This is a genomic window from Streptomyces sp. NPDC107765, assembly GCF_055657085.1.
Genome location: NZ_JBVKBL010000008.1, coordinates 368,823 through 393,834 on the forward strand (window position 1 = coordinate 368,823; position 25,012 = coordinate 393,834).

Below are 25,012 nucleotides of genomic sequence, written 5' to 3' on the forward strand. Positions count from 1 at the left end.
TCCCGATGAGGGCTCCGCGGCTGATGAGGGGCCCGCGGCCGCGGAGACGGCGAGGGGCGCCGGGTCCCGTACCGGACCCGGCGCCCCTCGCCGCTTCGTCTTCTTCGTGTGCCGCCGGCTACGGCTACTGCCCGGCGGTCACTTCTTCGCCTTGGCGTCGCCGTCGGAGTCCGAGGACAGCACCGCGATGAAGGCCTCCTGCGGGACCTCCACGCTGCCGACCATCTTCATCCGCTTCTTGCCTTCCTTCTGCTTCTCCAGCAGCTTCCGCTTACGCGAGATGTCACCGCCGTAGCACTTGGCGAGGACGTCCTTGCGGATGGCGCGGACCGTCTCACGGGCGATGACCCGGCTGCCGATGGCGGCCTGGATCGGCACCTCGAAGCTCTGCCGCGGGATCAGCTCGCGCAGCTTGGCGACCAGCCGCACACCGTAGGCGTACGCCTTGTCCTTGTGGGTGATCGCGGAGAACGCATCGACCTTGTCGCCGTGCAGCAGGATGTCGACCTTCACCAGGTCGGCGACCTGCTCGCCGGTCGGCTCGTAGTCCAGCGAGGCGTAGCCACGGGTCTTGGACTTGAGCTGGTCGAAGAAGTCGAAGACGACCTCGGCGAGCGGCAGGGTGTAGCGGATCTCGACGCGGTCCTCGGAGAGGTAGTCCATGCCCAGCAGCGCACCGCGGCGGTTCTGGCACAGCTCCATGATCGCGCCGATGAACTCGCTGGGCGCCAGGATCGTGGCCCGGACGACCGGCTCGTGCACCTTGTCGATCTTGCCCGTCGGGAACTCGCTCGGGTTGGTGACCTCGTGCTCGGCGCCGTCCTCCATGTCCACGCGGTAGACCACGTTGGGGGCGGTGGCGATCAGGTCGAGGCCGAACTCGCGCTCCAGGCGCTCCCGGATGACCTCCAGGTGCAGCAGCCCCAGGAAGCCGACGCGGAAGCCGAAGCCGAGCGCCGCGGAGGTCTCCGGCTCGTAGACCAGCGCCGCGTCGTTGAGCTGGAGCTTGTCGAGGGCGTCGCGCAGCTCGGGGTAGTCCGAACCGTCGAGCGGGTACAGCCCCGAGAACACCATCGGCTTGGGGTCCTTGTAACCGCCGAGCGGCTCCTCCGCCCCCTTGGCGAGCTGGGTGATCGTGTCACCCACCTTGGACTGCCGGACGTCCTTCACGCCGGTGATGAGGTAACCCACCTCACCCACCGAGAGACCGTCGGCCGGCTTCATCTCCGGCGAGTTCGTCCCGATCTCCAGCAGCTCGTGCGCGGCGCCGGTGGACATCATCTTGATGCGCTCGCGCTTGCCCAGCGTGCCGTCGACGACCTTCACGTACGTCACCACGCCGCGGTAGGCGTCGTAGACGGAGTCGAAGATCATCGCGCGGGCGGGGGCGTCCTTGACGCCGACCGGGGCCGGCACCTCCCGGACGACCTTGTCCAGCAGCTCGGGCACGCCGACGCCGGTCTTGGCGGAGACCTTCAGCACGTCCTCGGGCTCGCAGCCGACCAGATTGGCCAGCTCGGCGGCGAACTTCTCGGGCTGCGCGGCCGGCAGGTCGATCTTGTTGAGGACCGGGATGATCGTGAGGTCGTGCTCCATCGCCAGGTAGAGGTTGGCGAGGGTCTGCGCCTCGATGCCCTGGGCGGCGTCGACCAGGAGGATGCACCCCTCGCACGCGGCGAGGGAGCGCGACACCTCGTACGTGAAGTCGACGTGGCCCGGGGTGTCGATCATGTTGAGGATGTGGGTCGTGCCACTTCCCTCTTCGCCCTCGGAAGGGGCCCAGGGCAGCCGGACCGCCTGGGACTTGATCGTGATGCCGCGCTCGCGCTCGATGTCCATGCGGTCGAGGTACTGCGCGCGCATCTGCCGCTGGTCGACGACACCGGTGAGCTGGAGCATCCGGTCGGCGAGCGTCGACTTGCCGTGGTCGATGTGCGCGATGATGCAGAAGTTACGGAGGAGGGCCGGATCGGTACGGCTCGGCTCCGGCACGTTCGTAGGGGTCGCGGGCACGCAGGGTCCATTCAGTGAACGCGGGTAGGCAGGACTCGGGTATGTGACGTCTCCCCCCATGGTCCCATGCGCGACGGCCACGGTCCGGTTCGGGCGGGTCTGCCCCGTGGGGAGGAGCTCCAGGCGGGGGCGTCGGGGCGGAGCTCCGGTCCGGTTTGGGAGGCCGTAGACCCTGCTGGTAGCCTGGTCCACTGCGCTTCGTGCCCTCTCTGGTGCGCGGCGCAACTCGAAACTCCAACGAACCTGAAAAGGCTCTTTCGTGGCGAACATCAAGTCCCAGATGAAGCGGATCAAGACCAACGAGAAGGCTCGTCAGCGCAACAAGGCTGTCAAGTCGGCTCTGAAGACCTCGATCCGTCGCACCCGTGAGGCCATCGAGGCCGGCGACCTGCAGAAGGCCACCGTTGCCCAGGCCGAGGCGGCCAAGAAGCTCGACAAGGCCGTCAGCAAGGGTGTCATCCACAAGAACGCCGCCGCCAACAAGAAGTCGGCGCTGGCGAAGAAGGTCGCGACCCTCAAGGGCTGACCCGACCTCCGCGGGGATCTTCCCCCGCACCCCGCAGTTGCGCAGCTCCGCTGCCTCTGCACTTGCACCTGCACCACTGCACGACCCTGCCGACAGGGATCCAGCGGCCCCTCTCACCGCTCCCTGACCGGTGCACCACCGCGCCGCACGCGGCCTGCGTTCGCCACGCGGGTGCGGCGCCCCCGGCTCACCGGCGGCCTCCGCCGCCGACCGAGCCCACCTTTCCAAGACAAGGCCCTTCCGCCCCCTTCCCCGGGGTGGGGGGCCTTTGTCGTGTTGTTGGGGTTGCTGGGGTTGTTGTAGTTGCTGGGGTTGGGGTTGTTGGGGTGTTGTGGTTGTGCAGTTAGGGGCCCTGTCGTTGGGCCGGGGGCCGTGGCGTTGGGCCGGGGGTCGTGGCGTTGGGCCAGGGGCCGTGGCGTTGGGCCGGGGGCCGTGGCTTGGGCCGGGGGCCGTGGCGTTGGGCCGGGGGCCGTCGTAGAGCGGGGGCCACCCGTCATTCGGCTGAGCGGGCTCCGAGCCGGGAACGACCCGTCGGAGAGCCGGGGACGGCCCGTCGAAGAGTCGGCCTCAGCCCGTCGCAGAACCGGGCTCGACCCGCCGAAGAGTCGGGGTCACCTCGTCGTAGCGACGTGTGCAGACGCATCTCCGCTGTCGTGGGGTTATTCGTCGTAGGGGCGTCCGCCGACCGGGGCTCGTGTGCGACCGGTCCGCTACTCTGCGGCCATGTCCACCCCGGGGGAGCCCTCTCAGCCATACGGCCTGCCGCAGCCCAACCCCTACGGCCAGGTCCCCGCACCACCGCAGAATCCGGTGCCGGCGCAGCAGAATCCGTACGCGCAGCAGAATCCCGCGCCCGGGCCACCGGGTCCGGCCGCCGGGCAGCCGGCGCCGATGCAGCCGCCGGTGCCCCCACCGTCGCAGCCACCCGTCGGCCACTACGGCTACCCGCCGGCAGGCATGGGCGCGCCCGGTGCACCCGCCGGGACGGGCGGTGCCCCCGGCGGCAGCCCCACCGGCAGTGGCGGCAGCGGCCGCGGTGCCTCGGGCTGGCTGTGGGCGATCGGTGGCGCGGTCGCCGCCTCCGCGGTCTGGGGTTCGCTGCTGTTCGCCACCGGTGCTTTCTCCTCCGAGCCCAGCCCCGACCTCGCGGGCTACGCCTACACCGATGACCTGTGCGCGGCCACCTCGATGACGCCCTTCGAGAACGCCCACTACAAGACCAAGGCGAACACCGGCTCCTCCTCGAAGGACGCCAACCCCCAGCACAGCGGGGCCCGGCAGAAGTCGATGGACACCATGTGGTGCAACGTTTCACTGGAGCAGGAGAACGCGAGCTCCGCCGCCTACTCCTCGACCTGGCTCTACACCAGCGCCACGTTGCACCGGAAGGCCGACCCCGCACCGGAATTCGCCGACAACTACCGCGCGTACGAGAAGCAGGAGACCTCCGTCAGCTACAAGGTCGAATCCGTTCCCGGCATCGGCGACGAGGCCTACCTGGTGACGCGGAACGACACGAGCAGCGACAGCGGTTCCTACGTGATCCTCGGGGTGCGGGACGGCTGGATGACCTTCCAGTCGACGTGGTCGAGCTACACCTCAAGCAGCAGCTCGGGCGGCAAGCAGCCCACCGCAGACGAGGTCGCAACGATGCTCAAAACCAGCGCGACGGAGACCCTCAGACGCCTGCAGAACGCACGCTGAGCCGAGTGGGAGCGGACCGGGCGCGGCAGGGCTGGGATGGGCGGGACCAGGGCTCGACCGGGCTGGGCTGGGCTGGGCTGGGCTGGGCTGGGCCAGCGGAGTCGGTCGGCCTGGGCTGATGGAAGACGAACGGAATTCCCCTGGCGCAAGCCCAAGCTCCGGACCTCAGCGGGATCACGACCCAGCGGGACCGTGCCTGAGCAGGACCACGCCTGAGCAGGCCCGGCCGTAGCCGTACGCGCCTCAGCGGGACCGCGCCGCCCGGGCAATCGTCACGACCGCCTTCTCCAGGGCGTACTCGGGATCGTCCCCACCGCCCTTGACCCCCGCATCGGCCGCCGCCACCGCACGCAGCGCCGTCGCCACACCGTCCGCCGACCAGCCTCGCATCTGCTGCCGCACCCGGTCGATCTTCCACGGCGGCATGCCGAGTTCGCGGGCGAGGTCGCCGGGGCGGGCGCCGCGCGGTGCGGAGGCCAGCTTGCCGATGGCCCGGACGCCCTGGGCGAGCGCGCTGGTGATCATGACGGGCGCGACACCGGTCGCGATCGCCCAGCGCAGCGCCTCCAGGGCCTCGGCGGCCCGGCCCTCGACGGCACGGTCCGCGACGGTGAAGCTCGACGCCTCGGCCCGACCCGTGTAGTACCGCCCGACGATCGCCTCGTCGATCGTGCCCTCGATGTCGGCGGCGAGCTGCGCACACGCCGAGGCCAACTCCCGCAGATCGCTGCCGATCGCATCGACCAGCGACTGGCACGCCTCCGGCGTCGCCGACCGCCCGACCGTACGGAACTCCCCCCGCACGAACGCCAGCCGGTCGGCCGGCTTGGTCATCTTGGGACAGGCCACTTCCCGCGCCCCGGCCTTACGGGCGGCGTCGAGCAGCCCCTTGCCCTTGGCGCCGCCGGCATGCAGCAGCACGAGCGTGATCTCCTCCGCGGGCGAGCCGAGGTACGCCTTGACGTCCTTGATCGTGTCCGCGGACAGGTCATGGGCCGAGCGCACCACCACGACCTTGCGCTCGGCGAACAGCGAGGGACTGGTCAGCTCGGCGAGGGTGCCGGGCTGGAGCTGGTCGGGGGTGAGGTCGCGCACATCGGTGTCCGCATCGGCCGCGCGGGCAGCCGCCACCACCTGCTGCATCGCACGCTCCAGCAGCAGGTCTTCCTGCCCGACCGCGATCGTCACGGGGGCAAGCAAATCGTCGTTAGCTGTCTTCCTGGCCATCGCGATCCAGCATCCCACGCCCCACCGACAACGCCGCCCGGACCACCTCCGGCCGGACCACCTACGCCCGCTCCCCCACTGCTCTGACGTCGCTACGGCCTTGGCGTCGCTACGACCCTGACGTCATTACGGTCTTCACCTCGCCACGGCCCTGACGTCACCACGGCCTTCACGTCGCTCCGCCCTGACGTCGCTACGGCCCTGGCGTCGAGGGCTCGGCGTGACGTACGGACCCGAGCACCGAGAGCCGGGTTCTCGAACGGGGACAATGGCCTGATGAACGACCACGCCGCCGCGCCCCGGCACCGCGCTCACCACGAGCACCACGCCTCTCCCTCCGCCCCGGCTCCCTCCCCCGGGCAGGTGCGCCACGTCCTGGTCCTGCCCGACCGCGACGCCGCGGAGGAGGTCGCCGAGGCCCTCGTCGAACGCTTCGGCGTCACCGAGGAGCCCCAGCTCGTACGGGACGCCTTGGCCGGCGAGGACGACGCCGAGGACGCCCAGTGGCTGGTGGTGGTCGAAGACCCGGACGCCCGCCATGACCCGGCACGGTTGAACGACCTCGCGGCGGAGTTCGAGGGCTGGCGCGAGGCCGAGTAAGCCCCCCGGCGGCCACCGGCCTGCTCCACGGCTGGCCAGGGCTCACTGCTCCGGCCGACGCGCTCCTACGGTCCCACCCCGCCCATCCTCAGGCAGCCGAGGCGCCTGGAGCGAGTGAAGCGGGCGAGGCGGCCGAGGGAGGCTCTCACCCTGCCGCGGCTCCCACCACCGGCTCCCGGTCCAGCACCACCCCGAAGTGCTCCCGGTAGGCGGCCAGTACCTCCCCCGCCGCCAGCTCACGTTCCTCCCGCACACCGCTCGCCCCGGTGATCACGAGTGTGCGGCCGGAGAGCGTGATCCGGCCGGTCCCGGTCAGCCGTGAGCACACCAGGGAACGGGTGCAGTGGGAGGTCGGCGAAGTGCGGTTCCACCAGCAGCCGACCTCGAAGTCCGCCAGCGCACGCGGCCGTTGTTCGAGCCGGTACTGCGGCGAACCGTCCCTCAATACGTCCACGTCCCCCTCCGCCGTCTCCTGCAGCCGGAAGGTCCCGCCGGGATCGGCCTGCTCCTCGCGGCTGTCCCAGCGCAGCGGAAGGTGGCTGTGCCGGCCGAAGCCGACATCCGCCAGCCACGGCCCGCTCGGCGTGTGGACCCGCAGCGCAAGGTGGTCGTACGGGATGCCGAGGCGCCCCTCGGCACCGAACACGCGCGCCGACAACAACTCGACCTCGTACCCGAGGGCCCGGAGCAGCCCGGCGAATGCCCCGTTGAGTTCGTAACAGAACCCACCGCGCCGGGCCCCGACCATCTTGTCCAGCAACGGCTGCTCCGCCAGCACGATCTCCTCACCGAGGTGGATGGCGAGGTTCTCGAACGGCACCGCCCTCAGATGCCTGAGGTGCAGCGCAGCCAACGCCCTCGCGTCAGGGGTCCCGGGCCGTACCGCCCCGATGCGCTCCAGATAGGCATCGGCCGCCGCCTCGTCCATCTACCCCGCCTCCGCTCATCCCGTATCTCTGCACCGCCATGCCGCCATGCCGCCATGCAGCGCTGCCCTCCCCACCGGTGGGCCTTATTCCGGGCCTCATTCCGGAGCCTACAGAGCCAGGACCGGCCGAAACGGGAGAGCAAGGGCGACGACGGCCGCGACGAGCCCAACCGTGAAACCGCCCGCGGGCAACCGAAGCGCCCGAGAGGAACTGGCGAACCGGCGGCTCGGGCGGTCCGCAAACGTCTGTCGGGTGTGTTCCGCGGGCCGGCGGACCGGCCTCTGCCGACCGGCCGGCGCTCGGCTGCGTATGCGCCGGCCGCGCCGCCTCCCCCGGCCGCGCCCACCGCCTCGGCCGCCCGGCGGGCGGGCCCCCGTCCGACGGCCGGTCACGGTGGCGGCGAGTTTGCCCGGAGTGCCGAGGATCGCGATCGCACCGTCGGTGTCGGTACGCAGCACCCGGGCGCCCTGGGCCCGTAGCGCGGCGATCGTCCGCGGTGCCGGATGGCCGTAGGGGTTTCCGGTGCCGCACGAGATCAGCGCAAGGCGCGGCGCCAGCCGGTGCATCAGCGGCGGGTCCTGGTGTGCGGAACCGTGGTGCGCCACCTTCAGGACGTCGACCCCGGCCAGCTCCGGATGCGCCGCCAGCAGCGCCTGCTGAGCAGGCGGTTCGAGATCACCGAGAAGCAGGAACGTCAGCCCGCCGGTCCGTACGAGCAGGGTCACGCTGGCGTCGTTGGGCCCGTCGAGCACCGGGGCGAACGACACGGCCGGAGGCCAGAGCACTTCCCAGCTGAGCGGGCCGAGGCGCCGCCGCTCCCCCGGAACGGCGCGCACGAGCGGAATCCGGGCCCGGGCGGCCGTCTCCCGTACGAACTGGGCCTGACCCGGCGGATCTTGCAGGGTCGTGGTCTCGATCGCGCCGACCGACCGGCCACGGAGCACGCCGGGAAGTCCGTCCACGTGGTCGGCATGGAAGTGGGTGAGGACGAGCAGAGGGATCCGGCGGATCCCCAGCTCCGTGAGGCAGCGGTCGATGGCGCGCGGTTCGGGGCCGGTGTCCACCACCAGAGCCGTACCGTCGCCGGCGGCCAGCACCAGGCCGTCGCCCTGCCCCACGTCGCAGACCACGGCACGCCACCCGGGCGGCGGCCAGCCGGTGATGACCCGGGTGAACGGAGCGGGACGGCACACCGCCAGCAACACGGCGAACGCACACAGGACGCAGAGCCAGGGCCGGCGCACCACGCGTCGCCCGACCGGCACCAGCGCCACCATGACGGCCGCCAGCACCAGCGCACCCACCCAGCCGCCGGGCCAGCCGATCTCGGCTCCGGGCAACGCCGCACCCGTACGGGCGACACCGGCGATCCACTCGGTGGGCCAGCCGGCACACCACGCCAGCGCCTTGGCTACCGGCAGGGCGAACGGGGCGGTGACGAGCGCGGCGAACCCGAGGACCGTGGCCGGGCCCACCGCCAGCTCCGCCAGCAGATTGCACGGCACCGCCACCAGGCCCACGCGGGCGGCGAGCACCACGACGACGGGCGCACAGACCGCCTGTGCCGCCGCAGCGGCGGCGAGCACTTCGGCGAGCCGGGGTGGCACCCGGCGCCGCTGGAGGGCGGCGCTCCAGCGCGGTGCGAGCAACAACAGTGCGCCGGTGGCCAGTACGGAGAGCAGGAAGCCGTACCGTTGCGCGAGCCAAGGGTCGTAGAGCACCAGGAGCAGCACCGCGGCGGCCAGCGCGGGGAGCAGCGAACGGCGGCGGCCGGTGCCGATCGCCAACAGGGTGATCAGGCCGCAGGCGGCAGCCCGCAGCACGCTCGGGTCCGGGCGGCACACGACCACGAAGGCCAGCGCCAGCGTGCCCCCGATGACGGCGGTGCCGCGCAACGACAGCCTCAGGTGGGGCGCCAGCCCACGCCGTTCGGCACGCGTGGCGAGGTGCGGCGGGCCGATCAGCAGGGCGAGGACGATCGTGAGATTGCTGCCGGAGACAGCGAGCAGGTGCGTCAGATCGGTGGCCCGGAAGGCTTCGTCCAGATCCGGTGGCACGCGCGAGGTATCCCCTACGACCAGACCGGGCAGCAGCGCACGGGCGTCAGGCCGGAGCCCGTCCGTGGCCTCACGCAACCCGGCCCGCACGCGGCCAGCCACCCGCTGCAACACGGACGGGCCACCGACCTTGACCGGCGGCGCGTCGGCGTCGACCCGCAGCACCGCGGCGACCTGATCACCCGGCAGGAGCGGCGTTACGGCCCGCGCCACGACCCGGATCCGCGTCGACGGCAACAGTCCGCGCCAAGCCTCCGACAGCGACGAGGCCGCTGACGCCGAGGGCCCGCCCTGCCGGTTCCGCTCACCGCCGGAGCCCTCGCCGTCGGTACCGTCGGCCCCGGCACCGGTGCCCTTCCCTTCACCTCTCCCCTCGCCTCCGCCGCCGTCGGACGGCGCGCCTTCGTCCCTTCCGCCCTGCCGTACGAGGACCAGAGTCGGGGTACGCACGGCGGTGACCGCGCCGTCCGGAGCGGTCACCCGCACGGCATCGGCGTGGAACGCCACGGCCGCAGGCGTCCGTTGGGATCCACGCACCCGGGGCCGGGTCAGCCGAGGATCATCCGTCACCTCCAGCTCCACCGTCACCCGTGCATAGCGGTCCGCCAGGTCAGGCAGCGGACCACGCCGGACGTCCGCCGCATGCAACGCCGCGGACGCCGCCCCTGCGACAGCACCCAGCAGCACGGCGGCCAGCGCCACCCACGCCCCGGAGGACCATCGACGGGAGGAGCCGGACCGGCGCACGCGACCCGCTTCGCCGCCGCGAGCGCCCCCGTCCCCGCCCGCCGCCTCACCACCCGGGCCTGCCCCGCTCTGCCTGCCTTCCCTGCCCTCCTCATCCTCCCCGTGCCCCTCCTCCTCCTTGTACTGCTCGTACTCCTCCGTCCGCTGGTACTCCTCCGTCCCCTCGCACTCCCCGCCTCCCCCGCGTTCCGCTCGGCGCCGTAGGACAGCCACCCGTAGCGCGAGTGCCGCGAGCGCCACCCCCACGGCACAGGCCACCGCCACGCCCCCGCCGGATGCGCCCAATCCGATCGCCGCGGCGGCCCAGGCCGCCAATGCCGGTCCGGCCAGGCGCAGATCGGGCGGCCCTTCCTGATGCGGGTCCGAAGCGCCGCGCGGCGAGGGGGCCGTGGCGTGCACCGAGGGCCGGGTGGTGGTCATGGCTCCACCAAGGGCCGGAGATCGGCGAAGCGACGGTCGCCGATACCGGTCACCTGCCGAAGCTGCTCCACCGAGGAGAAGCCGCCGTGCTGGGTACGGAATTCGATGATGTGACGCGCCAGTACGGGCCCGACCCCCGGCAAGGCGTCGAGCTGCTGCTCCGTCGCCGTGCTGAGGCTCACCGGCCCGCCCGGACCGGTTCCGCCGCCCGCCGTCCCGCTGCCCGTACCACCGGTCCCGGCACCACCGGTGCCGGCACCGCTCCCGGCCGCGGCGCCCGGCACGCCGACCGCGATCTGTTCGCCGTCGGTCAGCAGCCGCGCCCGATTGAGCCCGCTGGTATCCGCCCCGTGCAGTACGCCGCCCGCGGCCCGCAGTGCGTCGATCACTCGTGAGCCCGGCGGCATCCGGTGAATGCCGGGATGCCGGACCTTGCCCGTGACATCAACGACCAACTGGCGCCCGACGCCACCCGATGAACCGGTCGCGCCCGTCGAGGAGGTCGACGAGGATGCGGGTGACGGGAGTGCGGACGAGTGCCGGCCGGCGGCCGCGCCAGGTCCGTGGTGCTGGTCGTCCGGACCCGTGGCGGACCGTTCGACGGCCGGGGCGCGTACCGGTTCCGGGCGCCCGATCCAGAAGTGGTGCACCGCGAACGCCACCGCCACGATCAGCACCAATGCCAGGGCAGCCAACGCCCTGGGGTCGGTACCGCAGCGTGACTGCAGCCACAGCGGGAGTCGTTCACGCACCGCCAGCCACCCCCGCTCCACGCGGCGCGGGCGCGGGAGCTGCGGCTGTGGCTGGGGCTGGGGCGGGGGATCGTGTCCGGGTGGTAGGGGTCCGGTGATCGCGGACGCCCGCTCCGTATCGCCGAAGATCGCCGCCACCCGGGCCCGTACCCGCTCACGCTCCCGCCCCTCACGCGCCCTCGCACGAGAAGGAGCCACGGGTTCGCGCACAGGTTCCGGCGAGGGCGGCACAGCTTCACCCACCAGCTCTGGCGAGGGCGCCACAGATGCGCCCACGGAGTCTGGAGTGAGTGATGAGCCGGAAAGGGATGACGAGCCAGAACTGGACGGAGCGTCAGGACGAGGTGGTGTATCAGGACGAGCCGGAGCGTCAGGAGGAGATGGAGTATCAGACCGTCCGTCTTGCTCGTACGGGGCTGTTGAGTCGGACGCCCATGGCCAGCCGGAACGTTCGGCAGAGGCTTCCGGAGTCGAGGAAGGGCCGTCAGGCGGCGCGGCCCACGTGGAGACGGATACGGGCGAGTCGAGTCGAGCAGTCTGCGAGGAGTTCATAGCTCATGACGCTAAGTGACCGAGGCAGAGTCTGCTGAGCGGCGTCAAATCCCGTGGACAACCCCGCAGTTGTGGATAACTTCGTCACCCACACGTGTCCTGCCATGCCCCTCGCGCCTCGCTCAGCGCGGTGACACCACGACCCCCAGCAGCCCCGGCCCGGTGTGTGCGCCGATCACCGCGCCGACCTCGCTCACATGGAGCTCGTTCAGCCCCGGGATCCGCTCACGGAGCCGCTGGGCGAGCGCGTCCGCGCGTTCCGCGGCGGCGAGGTGGTGCACCGCGATGTCGATCTGGCCCTCGCCCGCCCGTTCCACGGCGATCTCCTCAAGCCGTGCGATGGCCTTGGACGCCGTACGGACCTTCTCCAGCAGCTCGATCCGTCCGTCCGCCAGCTGGAGAAGCGGTTTGACGGCCAGCGCCGAGCCGAGCAGGGCCTGGGCCGCGCCGATCCGGCCACCGCGGCGGAGATAGTCCAGGGTGTCGACATAGAAGTAGGCGGAGGTTCCCGAGGCCCGCTTCTCCGCCGCGGCGACCGCTTCGTCCACGTCGCCGCCGGCTTCCGCGGTCTCAGCGGCGGCGAGGGCACAGAACCCGAGGGCCATGGCGACCATCCCGGTGTCCACGACGTGCACCGGGACCGGGGCGTCCTTGGCGGCCATCACGGCCGCATCGTAGGTGCCGGAGAATTCCGAGGAGAGGTGGAGGGAGACGATGCCGGTCGCTCCGGCCGCCGCCACCTCGCGGTAGGTGTCCGCGAAGGTGGCCGGGCTGGGCCGGGACGTCGTCACGCTGCGCCGCTTCTGCAGGGCCTGGGCGACGGATCTCGCGGAGATCTCGGTGCCCTCTTCGAGGGCCTGGTCCCCCAGGACGACGGTCAGCGGTACGGCCGTGATGCGGTGGCGCTCGACGGCCGTCCGCGGCAAGTAGGCCGTGGAATCGGTGACGATCGCGACATGGCGGGACATGACTGGGAGATTATCCGGGGATCGGGACGTCGCACAGTGCGGGTCCGTCCCCAAGATCTTCCAGGTTTCCCCAAGGCTCTGCCAAGTGCCCTGCTATGGCCGCGGGTGGGCTAGGCCGCCCCCGGGGCCCCGCCCCGCCCCCACCCACCTCCTCCACCACTCATCGCTCAAGTCTTGGTCGTACCGGTGCCCCTGGTCGTACCGCTGCCCGCGCCCGTACCGGTACCGGTGCCCCCTCCCGTACCCCCGCTCCCGCCCCTGCCCTCCGGCCGCGGAGTCGCCATGCCTTCCGCCCGCGGGGCCTTCTCCCACGGGTACGTCGGCCGGGTGCGGCCGTCGCGCGCGGTGATCGCCCGCTGCTGCTCGTCCTCGCCATCCGGCCCCCACGGGCGGTGACCGTCGGACGACGCCGCCTGCCCCGCCCCCTGAACGTCCCCGGAGCGACCCCAGTCCCCACCCCGGCCGTCCCGATCTCTCCCCGGCTCCTCGGGAGCCTGGGTCCAGTGGCGCAAGGCGCCCGCCTCGACGTCGATCTGGTCGGTCAGGGACGCGAGGTCGTCGTCGGCGAACTTGCGTGCCCGGTCGCGGGCGGCCCAGCGGAGCGACTCGGCGGAGTGCGTGATCCGCTCCATGCGCTCCCTCAGCTCCGGGAGGCGGGCGGCGATGGTGGCCCGGTCGGGCTCCCGTTCCAGGCGTTTGAGGTCGGCGTCCAACTCGTGCCCATGGGCGCTCAGCCGCTCGAACAGACCGATCGCCTCGCTCAGGGAGGCATCGTCCGGAGGGCCCCCGTACAGCACGTCCTGCGTGGCCCGCATGGACGTTCGCAGCGACAGCCGCAGCTGGGCCAGCTCGCCGACCACGCCGGGCTGGGCGAGCTGCCGGGCCCGGAGGGTGGTGTCCTCGACCCTTCTGCGCGCCTGGGCGACCGTACGGTCCACGCCGCGCTTGGTCGCCTTCACCGCCTTGACCGTCAGGAGCACACCGGCCAGGACGAACAGCACGAAGAGCAGTCCGATGATGGCGGCGGCGGCTTCCATGGGATCTCCCCCAGGCGTGTCGGTGGCGCCGGACTTTCGCCCGCGCCCTGTCCTTCCACCGTAAACGGAAAGGGCAGGTTGCGGGTTCCTGAAGAACCCCCAACCTGCCCGTAGGGGAAAACCCCTATGCCGCGTTCATCCGGCCTGCTGCCCGCCCCGGCCGGCGCCCGCCGCTCCGTTCCCCACGGGTCGGCAGGCGCCGTCGCCAGCTCACGCCCTCACGGACCGGCAGGCCGTCGGTGGCTCACGCCGGGACGATGTTCACCAGCTTCGGGGCGCGGACGATGACCTTGCGGATGTCCGCGCCGTTCAGCGCCGCGACCACCGCCGGCTCGGCCAGTGCGGTCGCCTCCAGGTCGGCGTCGGAGATCGACGGGGCGACCTCCAGGCGGGCCTTGACCTTGCCCTTGATCTGGACGACGCAGGTCACGGTCTCGTCCACGACGTACGCCGGGTCCGCGACCGGGAAGTCCGCGTGCACCACCGAGTCGGTGTGGCCCAGCTTGCGCCACAGCTCCTCGGCGATGTGCGGGGCCAGCGGGGCGATCAGCAGGACCAGCCGCTCCGCGACCGTGCGCGGGACCGGGCCGCCCGTCTTGGTCAGGTGGTTGTTCAGCTCGGTGACCTTGGCGATGGCGGTGTTGAAGCGCAGGTTCGCCAGGTCCTGGCCGACCCCGTCGATGGCCTTGTGCAGGGCGCGCAGGGTGTCCACGTCGATGTCCGACTCGGGCACGTCCACGACGGTGACCTCGCCGGTCGCCTCGTCGACGACGTTGCGCCACAGGCGCTGCAGCAGGCGGTACTGGCCGACGACCGCCCGGGTGTCCCACGGCCGCGACACGTCCAGCGGGCCCATCGCCATCTCGTACAGGCGCAGGGTGTCCGCACCGTATTCGGCGCAGATCTCGTCGGGGGTGACGGCGTTCTTCAGGGACTTGCCCATCTTGCCCAGCAGGCGGCTGACCTTGTCGCCCTGGTAGTAGTAGGCGCCGTCCCGCTCCTCGACCTCGGCGGCCGGGACGGCGATGCCGCGGCTGTCCCGGTAGACGAAGGCCTGGATCATGCCCTGGTTGTACAGCTTGTGGAACGGCTCGGAGGACGAGACGTGCCCCAGGTCGTGCAGCACCTTGGACCAGAAACGGGCGTACAGCAGGTGCAGCACGGCGTGTTCGGCGCCGCCCACGTACAGGTCGACACCGCCGGCCGGCTGTCCGTCGCGCGGTCCCATCCAGTACTGCTCGACGGCCGGGTCGACCAGCGCGTCGTCGTTGCGGGGGTCCAGGTAGCGCAGCTCGTACCAGCAGGAACCCGCCCAGTTGGGCATGGTGTTGGTCTCGCGGCGGTAGCGCCGGACGCCCCGGCCGTCGCCCAGGTCCAGCTCGACGTTGACCCAGTCCTCGTTGCGGGACAGCGGGGTCTCGGGCTGGGTGTCGGCGTCGTCCGGGTCGAAGGTGCGCGGGGAGTAGTCCTCGACCTCGGGCAGTTCCAGCGGCAGCATCGACTCGGGCAGCGCGTGCGCCACGCCGTCCTCGTCGTAGACGATCGGGAACGGCTCGCCCCAGTAGCGCTGGCGGCTGAACAGCCAGTCGCGCAGCCGGAAGTTGACGGTGCCCTCGCCGATGCCGCGCTCGGCCAGCCAGTCGGTGATCTTCGCCTTGGCCTCGGTGACGCCCAAGCCGTCCAGCGAGATGCCGTCGCCGGACGAATTGATGATCTTGGCGTCGTACGAGGCGAAGGCGTCGTCCCAGGTGGCGGGGTCGGTGCCGCGGCCGTCCGTCGGCTCGACGACGCAGCGCATGGGCAGCTCGAAGGCGCGGGCGAAGGCGAAGTCGCGGGTGTCGTGCGCGGGCACGGCCATGATCGCGCCGGTGCCGTAGCCCATCAGGACGTAGTCGGCGATGAAGACCGGGACCTGCTCGCCGCTGACCGGGTTGGTGGCGAAGACACCGGTGAAGACGCCGGTCTTGTCCTTGGCCTCGGCCTGCCGCTCCAGGTCGGACTTGGCGGCGGCCTGCTTGCGGTAGGCGGCGACGGCCTCACGCGGGGTGGCGTGGCCGCCGGTCCACACGTCGTGGGTGCCCTCGGGCCAGGCGCCGGGGACGAGGGTGCCGGTGATGTCGCCGTCCTCGGAGCCGGCGATCAGCGGGTGCTCGGGGGCCAGCACCATGTAGGTGGCGCCGAAGAGGGTGTCCTGACGGGTGGTGAAGACGGTGATCTTGTCGTCGCCCACCGGGAAGTCGACCCGGGCGCCCTCGGAGCGGCCGATCCAGTTGCGCTGCTGCAGCTTGATGGCCTCCGGCCAGTCCAGCGCGTCCAGGTCGCGCAGCAGCCGGTCGGCGTAGGCGGTGATGCGCATGTTCCACTGGCGCAGCTTGGCCTTGAAGACCGGGTAGTTGCCGCGCTCGGAACGGCCCTCGGCGGTGACCTCCTCGTTGGCCAGTACGGTGCCCAGGCCGGGGCACCAGTTGACCGGCGCGTCCGAGGCGTACGCCAGGCGGTACTCACCCAGGATGTCGGCGCGCTCGGTGATGCTCAGCTCGGCCCAGGGGCGGCCGTCGGGGGTCGGGCGGGTGCCGGCCTCGAACTGGGCGACCAGGGTGTCGATCGGGCGGGCGGCGTCCGCCTCCGGGTCGTACCAGGAGTTGAAGATCTGCAGGAAGATCCACTGGGTCCACTTGTAGTACGCCGGGTCGATCGTCTCGACCGAGCGGCGCGGGTCGTGGCCCAGCCCCAGCCGGCGCAGCTGGCGGCGCATGTTGACGATGTTGGCCTCGGTGGAGACCCGCGGGTGGGTGCCGGTCTGGACGGCGTACTGCTCGGCGGGCAGGCCGAAGGCGTCGAAGCCCAGGGTGTGCAGGACGTTGTGGCCCGTCATGCGCTGGTGGCGGGCGTAGACGTCGGTGGCGATGAACCCCAGGGGGTGGCCGACGTGCAGGCCGGCGCCCGACGGGTAGGGGAACATGTCCATGATGAACTTCTTGGGGCGGGCCACCAGCTCCGGGTCGCCGGCCAGATCCCCGCTCGGGTTCGGGGCCTCGTAGGTCCCGTCCTTCTCCCAGAAGTCCTGCCAGCGTGCCTCGATGTCGGCGGCCAGCGCGGCCGTATAGCGGTGCGGCGCTGCCACCTCGGCAGCGGTGGTCGTCTCGCTCATCGTCTCAAAGCTCCATCGATCGTCTCTGCCTGCGGAAACGCGCCTTGTCCCGGACCTTGTCCCCGGAACTCCGGAAACAAAAAGACCCCTCGCACAGGAGGGGACGCCGCGCCGATTCCGACGGGTCTGTCATCCGTCGGCACTGATCAGCGCGGCCCGCTAAGCAGAAGGCGTACGGCACGCATGGCGCCAGGGTACCGCAGGGCGTACGGGGCCCGCGCCGAGGATTGCCCCCGGCGCGGGCCACGCCGGTCCGTCAGGGACGGTAGGAGCTCACGTAGCCGGCGCTGGGGCTGCCCACGCCGGTGACGTCGTCGTAGCCGACGACGGCGTGCAGGGAGCTGTCCTTGCCGAGGCTGCGCAGCGACGTCGTGGTGCCCGCGCTGCTGTCCGTGCCGTTGACGTAGTCCACGCGGACGACGGCGAGGTCACGGCCGGCGCCCAGCGGGTGGTCGGTGACGTCGTGGTAGGCGGACGTGCCGTAGCGCTGGTAGATGCCGGGGTTGGCGAAGCCGATGGCCACACCGTGCCGGGCCTGCTGGGCGAGCGCCTGGACGCCGGCGATGACCGGGGCGGCCAGGGAGGTGCCGCCGATGCGGTACTCGTCGTAGCCGAGCTTGCCGCCGGGCAGGGTCTGGGTCTGGCCCACCAGGAAGCCGGTGTTGGGGTCGGCGACCGCCGAGATGTCCGGAACGGTGCGCATCCGGCCCTTCAGCAGGGTGTTGGACAGCGAGTCCGGGACGACTCCGCGCTGGTAGAAGGGCTGCGCCACGGTCTTGCTGACGCCGCCGCCGGCCCCGCCGTTGAAGGCGCCGGGGAAGCCGGCCCAGCTGCTGCCGTCCTTGGAGAGCAGCGCCTTCTGGGTGCCCCAGCCGGTCTCCCACTGGTACTTGTCGTGCTTGCCGACGGCCAGGGAGGTGCCGCCGACGGCGGTCACCCAGGCGGAGTTCGCCGGGGTGTCGACCTGCTTGCTGCCGGTGTTGGCGACCTCGTCACCGTTGTCGCCGGAGGAGAAGTAGAAGCCGATGCCCTGGACCGCGCCCTGCTGGAAGAGCTGGTCGTAGGCGGCGGCCACGTCCGGGGTCTCGTTCGCCTCGATGTCGCCCCAGGAGTTGGAGACGATGTCGGCGAGGTGACCGTCGACGATCTTGCCGAGCGAGTCGATCAGGTCGTCGTCCATGCAGGACGAGGCGCCGACGTAGACGACGTCGGAGGCCGGGGCGACCGCGTGGACGGCCTCGACGTCGAGGGTCTCCTCGCCGTACCAGCCGGCCGCGCCGCACTCGTCGATGTGCGTGTACTTGTTGGGCAGCACCTGGGAGAGCTGGCCGCGGCGGTACGCGGCGTCGCCGTTGCGGGCGGCGTACGTGGCGGCGTCCTTGGAGATCGTCGGCGAGGCGAAGGCGTCGGTGATCGCGACGGTGACGCCCTTGCCGGTCCACTTCTTCGCCCCGTAGGCGGCCCGCAGCTGCTTGCCCGTGTAGCCCTTGACCGCGTACGGCGCCTTGCTCCCGTAGGCGGACGGCAGGTCCTTGTTGGTGCGGGAGCCGTAGTACGAGGAGAACGGGCCGGAGTTCCGGAAGACGCCCTCCGGGGGCGGCAGTTCGCCGGAGTGGTGCTTGGCGAGCTTCGGCGCGTTGTCCAGGCCGGTGACCGTCAGCACCGCGTCGGCCAGCGTGGCGGGCGCGGAGGCGGTGGTCGACGGGGCGTGGTAAGTGTGCCCGCCCTTGCGGTAGTTGTGCAGGTCGGTGGCGAAGGCCTGCTCGGCGGCGGCCGCGTCGCCCTGCACCGTGAGGTAGCGGTTGGTGGAGCCGGTGACCTTCAGGCCGGACTTCGTCAGCCAGTCGGTCACCTTGGCTATCTGGTCACGGGTGGCACCGAAGCGCGCCCGCGTCTGGGCGGGGCTCAGGTACTTCCCGTACGCGGCCGAGTGCGGGTCGGACACGGCCCGGGCGTAGGCGGCCAGGCCCTTGGCGTCGCGGCCGGCGAGGTAGACCCGGGCGTTGACGGCCGCGGAGTCCGCGGTGGCGCCCTGGTCGGCCTTCTGGGTGGCCCAGAGCGGCTTGGTGCCCAGCAGTGCGTGCCGGCCACCGTCGTGGCCCGCGGCGTCGGCGGCGGGCGCGCCGAGTGCGAGCGCGCCGGCGACCAGGGGCAGCGCGGCTGCCCAGGCCAGACCGGCGCGGACGCGCGGTGATCCGGTGTGGCTTGATCTCATGTAACCCCCTGCTGTGGCGATGCGCTGCGCTGCGGGGTGACGCGGTGCGCCGATGCGCCGATGCGCGGCACCTCACGAGCGGTGCATGCGGTGGATGTGACGCTCACGCGAGTCGCCACTCTTTCGGTGAACTGTTCATGTCAGGGGAATGTGATCACCAAGAAGAGGCCAAGGAATGACAAGGACTGGTCAGGAATGACCATCCGGCGAACACTGAATCCGCCATAGCGGACAGGTACTTGACCGACCGTCACTCCGGATGTCGAGTACTCGCCCCATCCGGGAGTCGGGTGCACACAGCAGAGCAGGCCGTCCGCAATGGACGGCCTGCTCTGTATTTGTGGAGCTAAGGAGAATTGAACTCCTGACCTCCTGCATGCCATGCAGGCGCTCTACCAACTGAGCTATAGCCCCAGATTTTGTTTTCCGCCCGGTTCCCCGCTGCGGCATCGCCTACATTACACGGACCTCCCCGCCTTCTGCCAAATCGTTCTCCCGAGGGCCCGCGGAGGGGGCGCGCGGTACTGTCGGCAGGCCGTGCCCGATTCGTCCTGGGGAGCCGTACGCCGTGACCGCGCTGGAGCTGGAACAGCCCACCGACCCCGGCGGCCCGCACCCCGGCAAGGGCGTCCTGCGCCGCCACCCGACGGCCGCGGCGGCGCTGGCCTGCCTGGTCTCCTTCACCGCCTTCTGGATCGCCCAGCGGCTCGCGCACGTCACGATGATCGACCTCATGGTCTACCGGGCCGAAGGGCTGACCGTCCGCAACGGCGAGTCCCTCTACGACATGGTGGCCACCTCGGCCCACCTGCCCAACACCTACCCGCCCTTCGCGGCACTGCTCTTCACCCCGCTGACCCTCCTCGGCGTCCCGGCGATGCGCACCCTGGCCACCGCCGGGAACCTGCTGCTGCTCGTCGCCGTCGTCGGCTTCTCGCTGCGCCTGGCGGACCGGCCCCGCCGGCTGCCCCGGCCGGCCGCCACCCTGGCCGTCTCGGCGCTGCTGGTGTGGTGCGAACCGGTGTGGACGACGCTGCGCTACGGCCAGATCAACCTGCTGCTCGCCGCGCTCGTGCTGTGGGACCTGACCCGCAAGGACAGCCACCGGTTCGCCGGTATCGGCATCGGTATCGCGGCCGGCATCAAGCTCACACCGGCACTGTTCGCCGTCTTCCTGGCCGTGGCCGGCGCCGTACGGGCCGGGCAGCGCCTGCGCTCCGGCGCCGGTCCACGCGCCGCCTGGAACCCCTGGCTGCGGCAGGCCGCCGTCGCGGTCGCGACCTTCCTCGCCACCGCCCTCCTCTCCGCCCTCGCACTGCCCCGCGACTCGCACCGCTTCTGGACCGGGATCGTGTTCGCCGCCGACCGGGTCGGTGAGGTGGAGATCACCGCGAACCAGTCGCTGCGCGGCGCGCTCGCCCGGCTGCTGCACACCCATGACCCCGGCGCCTCCTGGGCCGTACTGGCCGGGCTGACCGCACTCGCGGGCCTGGTCCTGGCCGCCGGAGCCCTGCTGCGCGGGCCACAGGCCGCCCCGGTCGACGGCGGGCGCGCCTGGGCGGCCGTCGCCTGTGCCGCGACCGCCCTCCTCATCAGCCCGGTCTCCTGGTCCCACCACTGGGTGTGGTGCGTGCCGATGCTGGTCCTGCTCGGATCCGAGGCGCTCGACCGGACCGGCACCGGCGCACGCCGCTGGTGGGTGATCACCGTCACGCTCGGCCTCCTCTTCTGCTCCTTCGCGCTGTGGTGGGTACCGCACCGCTGGCACCAGCATCAGGAACTGCACCAGAACGGCCTCCAGATGCTGCTCTCCGACGTCTATCCGCTCGCCGGGCTGGCCGTGCTGGCGCTGGCCGGGACCCGGCTGTGGCGGGCCAACCGCGCCCCCGCCACCCGCGATTGACGCGGCCGGGGCGCCGGTCGGTACGCCGTCGACCCGTCCAACGCCGGGCGAGCCCACGGCAGTTCCGTCCGACCGGAACCGACCGGAACCGACCGGAACCGCACGGAAGTGCCCGGAAGCCTCCGGAGATGCCCGGAAGGAGGTCAGGACGTCGCGCTCATCCGTCCCAAGGTGGACGGAACGGGCGCCAGTTGGCGGGCGACGCCGGTCAGGCCGTGGCGAACGAGTAGAAGCGCTTGAGCGTGCAGTGCTCGTCGAGCAGCCGCCCGTAGATCGGCTCCCCGTCGAGCTCCCGGTAGGTCTCGATCGGGTCGCCCTTTATGACCAGGGCGCGGGCGCATTCCTCGCACCAGTACTGGTAGTCGGTGTTGACCGGTTCCATGTCGCGCACGATCGGCGTTCCGCTGCCGCACCAGTCACATTTCCTGCTGTGGGCGCCCATCCATCAGCTCCAACTGTGGCCGCAGGCCGTACAAACGAAGGAGATGCCGCCGTTGTCGCCCAGCACCTGGGCGACGTGCGACGACCCGCACGAGGGGCACTGCAGGGCAGAGCCGTAGCAGGCGCCCGCCGCAGAGACGTCGAGCAGGTCGTCGACCTCCCCGAGGATGCTCGTGGGCATCGCTGTTTCTCCTCCCCTGGCGGCGCCGTCCGATTCTGCCACGGACGGCCCACCAGGTCAGGTCCGTCTTCACAGCGGGCCGGGCCCTGCGCGGGTTACGCACATACGCAATGATCCCGCCTCCATCTGGAGGCGGGATCATCCGGGTTGTGGAGCTAAGGAGAATTGAACTCCTGACCTCCTGCATGCCATGCAGGCGCTCTACCAACTGAGCTATAGCCCCGGGTCTTGTTCCGCTCCTCCGGGTTTTCCCCGGCGGCGCCGCGAACAAGAAGAACTTTAGCCTGCGACCTGCCCAGATGTGAAATCCGGGTCCGCCCGGGCCGCCGGCGGGGTCAGACGTCGTCGCCGAGCACCGGCTCCGGCAGGGTGCCGGCGTTGTGCTCCAACAGGCGCCAGCCGCGGGCGCCCTCGCCGAGCACGGACCAGCAGCAGTTCGACAGACCGCCCAGGCCCTCCCAGTGGTGGGCCTCCAGGCCGAGCAGCCGCCCGATGGTGGTGCGGATCGTGCCGCCGTGGCTGACGACGACCAGGGTGCCGTTCTCGGGCAGCTTGTCGGCGTGGTTGAGCACCACGGGGGCGGCCCGGTCGGCCACCTCGGTCTCCAGCTCGCCGCCGCCGCGCCGCACCGGCTCACCGCGCTTCCAGGCGGTGTACTCCTCGCCGTAGCGCGCGACGATCTCCTCGTGGGTCAGCCCCTGCCAGGAGCCCGCGTACGTCTCGCGCAGGGCCGCGTCGTGGGTCACGTCGAGCCGGGTGAGCGCGGCGAGCTCGTTCGCCGTGGCGGCCGCGCGGCTGAGGTCGGAGGCGATGATCGCGTCCGGCCGCAGGGCGGCGAGCAGCCGGGCCGAGCGCCGGGCCTGGGCCAGCCCCGCGTCCGTCAGCTCGATGTCCGTGGAGCCCTGGAAGCGGCGCTCCAGATTCCAGGCCGTCTGGCCGTGCCGCCACAGGACGATGCGGCGGCCCGGCACCCGCTTCGCGCCGTTCAGAGCAGCTCTCCGTCCTGCCGGCCCGCTGCGGCCTCGGCGTGCGCGGCAGCCTTGCCGCGGGTGGCCTCGGCGTCCTCGGGGAGGCCGATCTCCGGGCAGTCCTTCCACAGCCGCTCGAGCGCGTAGAACACGCGCTCCTCACTGTGCTGAACGTGCACGACGATGTCGACGTAGTCGAGCAGCACCCAGCGGGCCTCGCGGTCGCCCTCGCGGCGGACCGGCTTGGCGCCGAGCTCCTTGGCGAGGCGTTCCTCGATCTCGTCGACGATCGACTTCACCTGGCGGTCGCTGGGGGCCGAGGCCAGCAGGAAGGCATCGGTGATCGAGAGGACGTCACTGACGTCGTACGCGATGATGTCGTGCGCGAGCTTGTCGGCCGCGGCCTGGGCTGCGGCGTTGATGAGCTCGATGGAGCGGTCCGTGGCGGTCACAAGCGGCTTTCCGGGTCGAGGGCTGCTTCTCCGGCCGGTCACGGGGCGGGGGGCTGGGCCCCGCCGCGGCGCGCGCCGCGGTCCCCGTCGGCAACCGGATCGGCGGTCAGGTACCCCTCAAGGGTCTCACGGACCACCGACACTCCCGGCAGGGTTTTCGAACCAGCGGGTCAGATCGCGCATCCGGGCAGGTCAGAGCGGTGGCGGCGGCTCCGGGCCGCCGGTGACGGAGGGGGCGGGCCGGTCCTGCGGCGGACCGCCCGCCCCTCCCGTCAGCCCTTGTAGTCCTGGCCGAGGACCACCGTGATGTCGGCGTTCCCGGCGCCCTTGCCCTGCCGGACCGCGCCCGCCGGCAGGCCCAGCGTCTTGGCGACCTCGGTGGCCTTCGCCTTGGAGGCGGCGTCCGCGTACGTGACCTGGGAGGCGGCCCGGGCCGCGCCCTGGGTGCCGTCGTCGACGAAGGTGTAGCCGCCGTTGAGCAGGGCGACCTGCGCCTTTCCGGTCGCCGCCTTGTTGCCGGTGGCGTTGCGGACGGCCACCCGGGCGGTGGTGTCGGGGGCGGTCTTCTTGACCGTGCCGCCGAGCACGTCCTTGACGACGCCGGCCGCGGTGGTCTGGCTGAGCGTGCCGTCGGCCAGTACGGGCAGCAGGGTCGTGCGGTAGGCGCCGGTTTTCGCCAGTTCTGCGCGCTGCGCCAGCGAGCTGCCCAGCTGGGCCTCGGTGAGCGGCGGGTCGAGGACCTGGAGGAGGGCCTTGACGGTGGCGGTGGCGCCGTCCGAATCGCTGGAGACCTTCTTCAGCGTCGCCTGCATGACCTGGCCGAAGCGTTGCAGCTGCCGGGTCTGCGGCTCACCGGGCGCCTGGTAGGTGGCGTAGGCGACGGCCGCCTGGCCGCCCAGGTCCTGGGCACGGCCCTGCTTGACCACCGGGGAGGCGCCCTTCTTGGCGCCGGGCACGGTGGCGTCGGTGTCGAGGGTGATCCCGCCGACCGTCTCGACGAGGTTCTCCAGGTAGGGGGTGTCCAGCCGCCAGGTGGCCTTCAGGTCGGCGCCCAGGAGGCTGTTGAGGGCGTCCCGGGTGGGCTCGGCGCCGTCGGCCTTCACGGACTTGCCGAGCGTGGTGGCGCTGCCGTCGTCCTTGGGGACCACGAGGCTGTTGGGCAGCAGGACGGTGGTGCCCTTGTGGGTGGTCTCGTTGTCCACCAGGAGCGCGGTCGAGCTGTTGCCCGTCTTGGTGTCCCGCAGGTGCACGACGAGGACGTCGCGCTTCTGGCCGCCGGCCGCGGCGGCCGGGCCGGTGCCCGGCCCGGCCAGTCCGGGCAGCTTGCCCGCCCACCACAGATAGCCGGCACCACCGGCCACCAGGAGGACCAGAACGACCGACAGCGCGATGATCCGGCTGCGGCCGCGCCGCTTGGCCTCCTCGCGCCGCTCGGTGCGGCTCTCGGTGAACTTCAGCCAGTCGATGACGTCTTCGGAGTCCTCGTCGGGCTCCTCGATGAAGGAGAACTGTTCGGTGCGGTAGTCCGGGTCGTCGGAAGAGGCACCGCCGGCCCGGTCGGCCGGGTCGTTCGCCGTCTCCGCCGCCGGGCCGCCCGAGGGAGCGCGGCGCCCGTCGCCCGGCTGCCGGCCGTCCTCGCGGCCACCAGGCGCCGGCGCGCCGTGGCGCTGCTCCTCGTAGGAGAGCTGCTCGTAGGGCGACTGCTGGGTCTGCTGAGGGATCCACTCCTGCGGGGGGACCTGCTGCGGGGGCGCCTGCTGGGGGGCTGCCTGCTGCGGCCGGCCGTACGGGTCGTACTGCTGGGGGTAGCCGGGTTCGGCCTGGACCTGGCCGCGGCCGTACGGGTCGTAGCCGTAGTCCGCGCCGGTCTGCTGTCCCTGGTGCCCCTGGTGTGCTTGGTCACCTTGGTAGGCCTGCTGCGCCTGGTGGCCCTGCGCCGTGCCGTACGGGTCGTAGCCCTCGTAGGCGGGCGGGGCGGAGTGCCCGCCGTACGGGTCGTGGTGCTGTTCGTACGGCGGCCGGGCGGCGTCGTGGTAGACCGGCTGCCCGTAGGCGTCGTAGGTGTAGCCCGGCTGTCCCTGCTGCCCTTGTTGCTCCTGGGCGTAAGGGTCGCGGGCATACGGGTCCTGCGGCCCGTACGGATCGTGTCGGTCGCTCACCGGTGCCCCT

At 71.7% G+C, this 25,012-nt stretch carries 18 protein-coding genes and 2 tRNA genes; 4 read left to right on the forward strand and 16 right to left on the reverse strand.

The window, feature by feature from the left end:
* Positions 1–138: 138 nt before the first annotated feature.
* Positions 139–2,013, reverse strand: a complete 1,875-nt coding sequence (gene lepA, locus ACZ7MX_RS21980) for a translation elongation factor 4 (protein WP_472134486.1) — start codon at positions 2,011–2,013, stop codon at positions 139–141.
* Positions 2,014–2,272: 259 nt separating this feature from the next.
* Between lepA and rpsT the strand changes: the two genes are divergently transcribed.
* Entirely contained in the window at positions 2,273–2,539 is a 267-nt protein-coding gene (rpsT, locus tag ACZ7MX_RS21985; protein ID WP_030415161.1) for a 30S ribosomal protein S20, read from the forward strand.
* A gap of 723 nt (positions 2,540–3,262) precedes the next feature.
* Positions 3,263–4,243 carry a hypothetical protein gene (locus tag ACZ7MX_RS21990; protein WP_472134488.1) on the forward strand — a complete coding sequence of 327 codons (981 nt, stop codon included), beginning with the start codon at positions 3,263–3,265 and terminating at the stop codon, positions 4,241–4,243.
* 243 nt (positions 4,244–4,486) lie between these two features.
* Here ACZ7MX_RS21990 and holA read toward each other — a convergent pair whose 3' ends face one another.
* Positions 4,487–5,470: a DNA polymerase III subunit delta gene (gene holA / locus ACZ7MX_RS21995; protein ID WP_472134490.1), complete on the reverse strand. Its 984-nt coding sequence runs from the start codon at positions 5,468–5,470 to the stop codon at positions 4,487–4,489.
* Positions 5,471–5,833: 363 nt separating this feature from the next.
* On the opposite strand from holA, the gene ACZ7MX_RS22000 reads away from it, so the two are divergent.
* The gene (locus ACZ7MX_RS22000) at positions 5,834–6,070 is read left to right on the forward strand and encodes a hypothetical protein (protein ID WP_472134562.1); all 237 of its coding nucleotides are present in this window, start codon (positions 5,834–5,836) and stop codon (positions 6,068–6,070) included.
* A gap of 145 nt (positions 6,071–6,215) precedes the next feature.
* Here the strand turns inward: ACZ7MX_RS22000 and ACZ7MX_RS22005 are convergent, their stop codons facing one another.
* From ACZ7MX_RS22005 to ACZ7MX_RS22040, 8 genes are all read right to left on the reverse strand, one after another.
* Positions 6,216–6,998, reverse strand: a complete 783-nt coding sequence (locus ACZ7MX_RS22005; protein WP_472134492.1) for an arylamine N-acetyltransferase family protein — start codon at positions 6,996–6,998, stop codon at positions 6,216–6,218.
* Positions 6,999–7,106: 108 nt separating this feature from the next.
* Complete coding sequence (locus ACZ7MX_RS22010; protein WP_472134494.1) at positions 7,107–10,223, reverse strand: ComEC/Rec2 family competence protein; 3,117 nt, start codon at positions 10,221–10,223, stop codon at positions 7,107–7,109.
* A complete protein-coding gene (locus tag ACZ7MX_RS22015; protein ID WP_472134496.1) occupies positions 10,220–10,975 on the reverse strand; it encodes a ComEA family DNA-binding protein in 756 nt (251 codons plus the stop codon). The genes ACZ7MX_RS22010 and ACZ7MX_RS22015 overlap by 4 nt, the downstream gene beginning before the upstream one ends.
* A gap of 674 nt (positions 10,976–11,649) precedes the next feature.
* Positions 11,650–12,495, reverse strand: coding sequence for a DegV family protein (locus tag ACZ7MX_RS22020; RefSeq protein ID WP_472134498.1), 846 nt, complete (start codon positions 12,493–12,495; stop codon positions 11,650–11,652).
* Between the two features lie 167 nt (positions 12,496–12,662).
* Positions 12,663–13,532 carry a hypothetical protein gene (locus ACZ7MX_RS22025; RefSeq protein WP_472134500.1) on the reverse strand — a complete coding sequence of 290 codons (870 nt, stop codon included), beginning with the start codon at positions 13,530–13,532 and terminating at the stop codon, positions 12,663–12,665.
* A 244-nt stretch (positions 13,533–13,776) separates the two neighbouring features.
* Entirely contained in the window at positions 13,777–16,683 is a 2,907-nt protein-coding gene (locus ACZ7MX_RS22030; RefSeq protein ID WP_472134502.1) for a leucine--tRNA ligase, read from the reverse strand.
* Between the two features lie 256 nt (positions 16,684–16,939).
* Complete coding sequence (locus ACZ7MX_RS22035; protein WP_472134504.1) at positions 16,940–18,898, reverse strand: S53 family peptidase; 1,959 nt, start codon at positions 18,896–18,898, stop codon at positions 16,940–16,942.
* 341 nt (positions 18,899–19,239) lie between these two features.
* Positions 19,240–19,312 (reverse strand) — tRNA-Ala (locus ACZ7MX_RS22040).
* Positions 19,313–19,466: 154 nt separating this feature from the next.
* Here ACZ7MX_RS22040 and ACZ7MX_RS22045 point away from each other — a divergent pair.
* Positions 19,467–20,801, forward strand: a complete 1,335-nt coding sequence (locus ACZ7MX_RS22045) for a glycosyltransferase 87 family protein (RefSeq protein ID WP_472134506.1) — start codon at positions 19,467–19,469, stop codon at positions 20,799–20,801.
* A gap of 208 nt (positions 20,802–21,009) precedes the next feature.
* Here ACZ7MX_RS22045 and ACZ7MX_RS22050 read toward each other — a convergent pair whose 3' ends face one another.
* From ACZ7MX_RS22050 to ACZ7MX_RS22075, 6 genes are all read right to left on the reverse strand, one after another.
* Positions 21,010–21,243 (reverse strand): hypothetical protein, encoded by a 234-nt coding sequence (locus ACZ7MX_RS22050; protein ID WP_030413843.1) that lies wholly within the window; start codon positions 21,241–21,243, stop codon positions 21,010–21,012.
* Between the two features lie 3 nt (positions 21,244–21,246).
* Positions 21,247–21,423: a hypothetical protein gene (locus tag ACZ7MX_RS22055; protein WP_472134508.1), complete on the reverse strand. Its 177-nt coding sequence runs from the start codon at positions 21,421–21,423 to the stop codon at positions 21,247–21,249.
* A gap of 150 nt (positions 21,424–21,573) precedes the next feature.
* Positions 21,574–21,646, reverse strand: a tRNA-Ala gene (locus tag ACZ7MX_RS22060).
* A gap of 112 nt (positions 21,647–21,758) precedes the next feature.
* On the reverse strand, positions 21,759–22,394 hold the full coding sequence (locus ACZ7MX_RS22065; protein ID WP_472134510.1) for a histidine phosphatase family protein: 636 nt from the start codon (positions 22,392–22,394) through the stop codon (positions 21,759–21,761).
* 14 nt (positions 22,395–22,408) lie between these two features.
* Positions 22,409–22,843, reverse strand: a complete 435-nt coding sequence (rsfS, locus tag ACZ7MX_RS22070) for a ribosome silencing factor (protein ID WP_472134512.1) — start codon at positions 22,841–22,843, stop codon at positions 22,409–22,411.
* A 272-nt stretch (positions 22,844–23,115) separates the two neighbouring features.
* Positions 23,116–25,002 (reverse strand): LCP family protein, encoded by a 1,887-nt coding sequence (locus ACZ7MX_RS22075; RefSeq protein WP_472134514.1) that lies wholly within the window; start codon positions 25,000–25,002, stop codon positions 23,116–23,118.
* Between the last annotated feature and the right edge of the window lie 10 nt (positions 25,003–25,012).

What these genes read in the sequence shown, in the direction of transcription:
- ACZ7MX_RS22020 (WP_472134498.1), bottom strand. Translation starts at nt 12,495, where the DNA reads ATGTCCCGCCATGTCGCGATCGTCACCGATTCCACGGCCTACTTGCCG.
- ACZ7MX_RS22025 (WP_472134500.1), bottom strand. Translation starts at nt 13,532, where the DNA reads ATGGAAGCCGCCGCCGCCATCATCGGACTGCTCTTCGTGCTGTTCGTC.
- ACZ7MX_RS21990 (WP_472134488.1), top strand. Translation starts at nt 3,263, where the DNA reads ATGTCCACCCCGGGGGAGCCCTCTCAGCCATACGGCCTGCCGCAGCCC.
- ACZ7MX_RS22030 (WP_472134502.1), bottom strand. Translation starts at nt 16,683, where the DNA reads ATGAGCGAGACGACCACCGCTGCCGAGGTGGCAGCGCCGCACCGCTAT.
- ACZ7MX_RS22005 (WP_472134492.1), bottom strand. Translation starts at nt 6,998, where the DNA reads ATGGACGAGGCGGCGGCCGATGCCTATCTGGAGCGCATCGGGGCGGTA.
- ACZ7MX_RS22035 (WP_472134504.1), bottom strand. Translation starts at nt 18,898, where the DNA reads ATGAGATCAAGCCACACCGGATCACCGCGCGTCCGCGCCGGTCTGGCC.
- holA (WP_472134490.1), bottom strand. Translation starts at nt 5,470, where the DNA reads ATGGCCAGGAAGACAGCTAACGACGATTTGCTTGCCCCCGTGACGATC.
- ACZ7MX_RS22050 (WP_030413843.1), bottom strand. Translation starts at nt 21,243, where the DNA reads ATGGGCGCCCACAGCAGGAAATGTGACTGGTGCGGCAGCGGAACGCCG.
- ACZ7MX_RS22055 (WP_472134508.1), bottom strand. Translation starts at nt 21,423, where the DNA reads ATGCCCACGAGCATCCTCGGGGAGGTCGACGACCTGCTCGACGTCTCT.
- ACZ7MX_RS22010 (WP_472134494.1), bottom strand. Translation starts at nt 10,223, where the DNA reads ATGACCACCACCCGGCCCTCGGTGCACGCCACGGCCCCCTCGCCGCGC.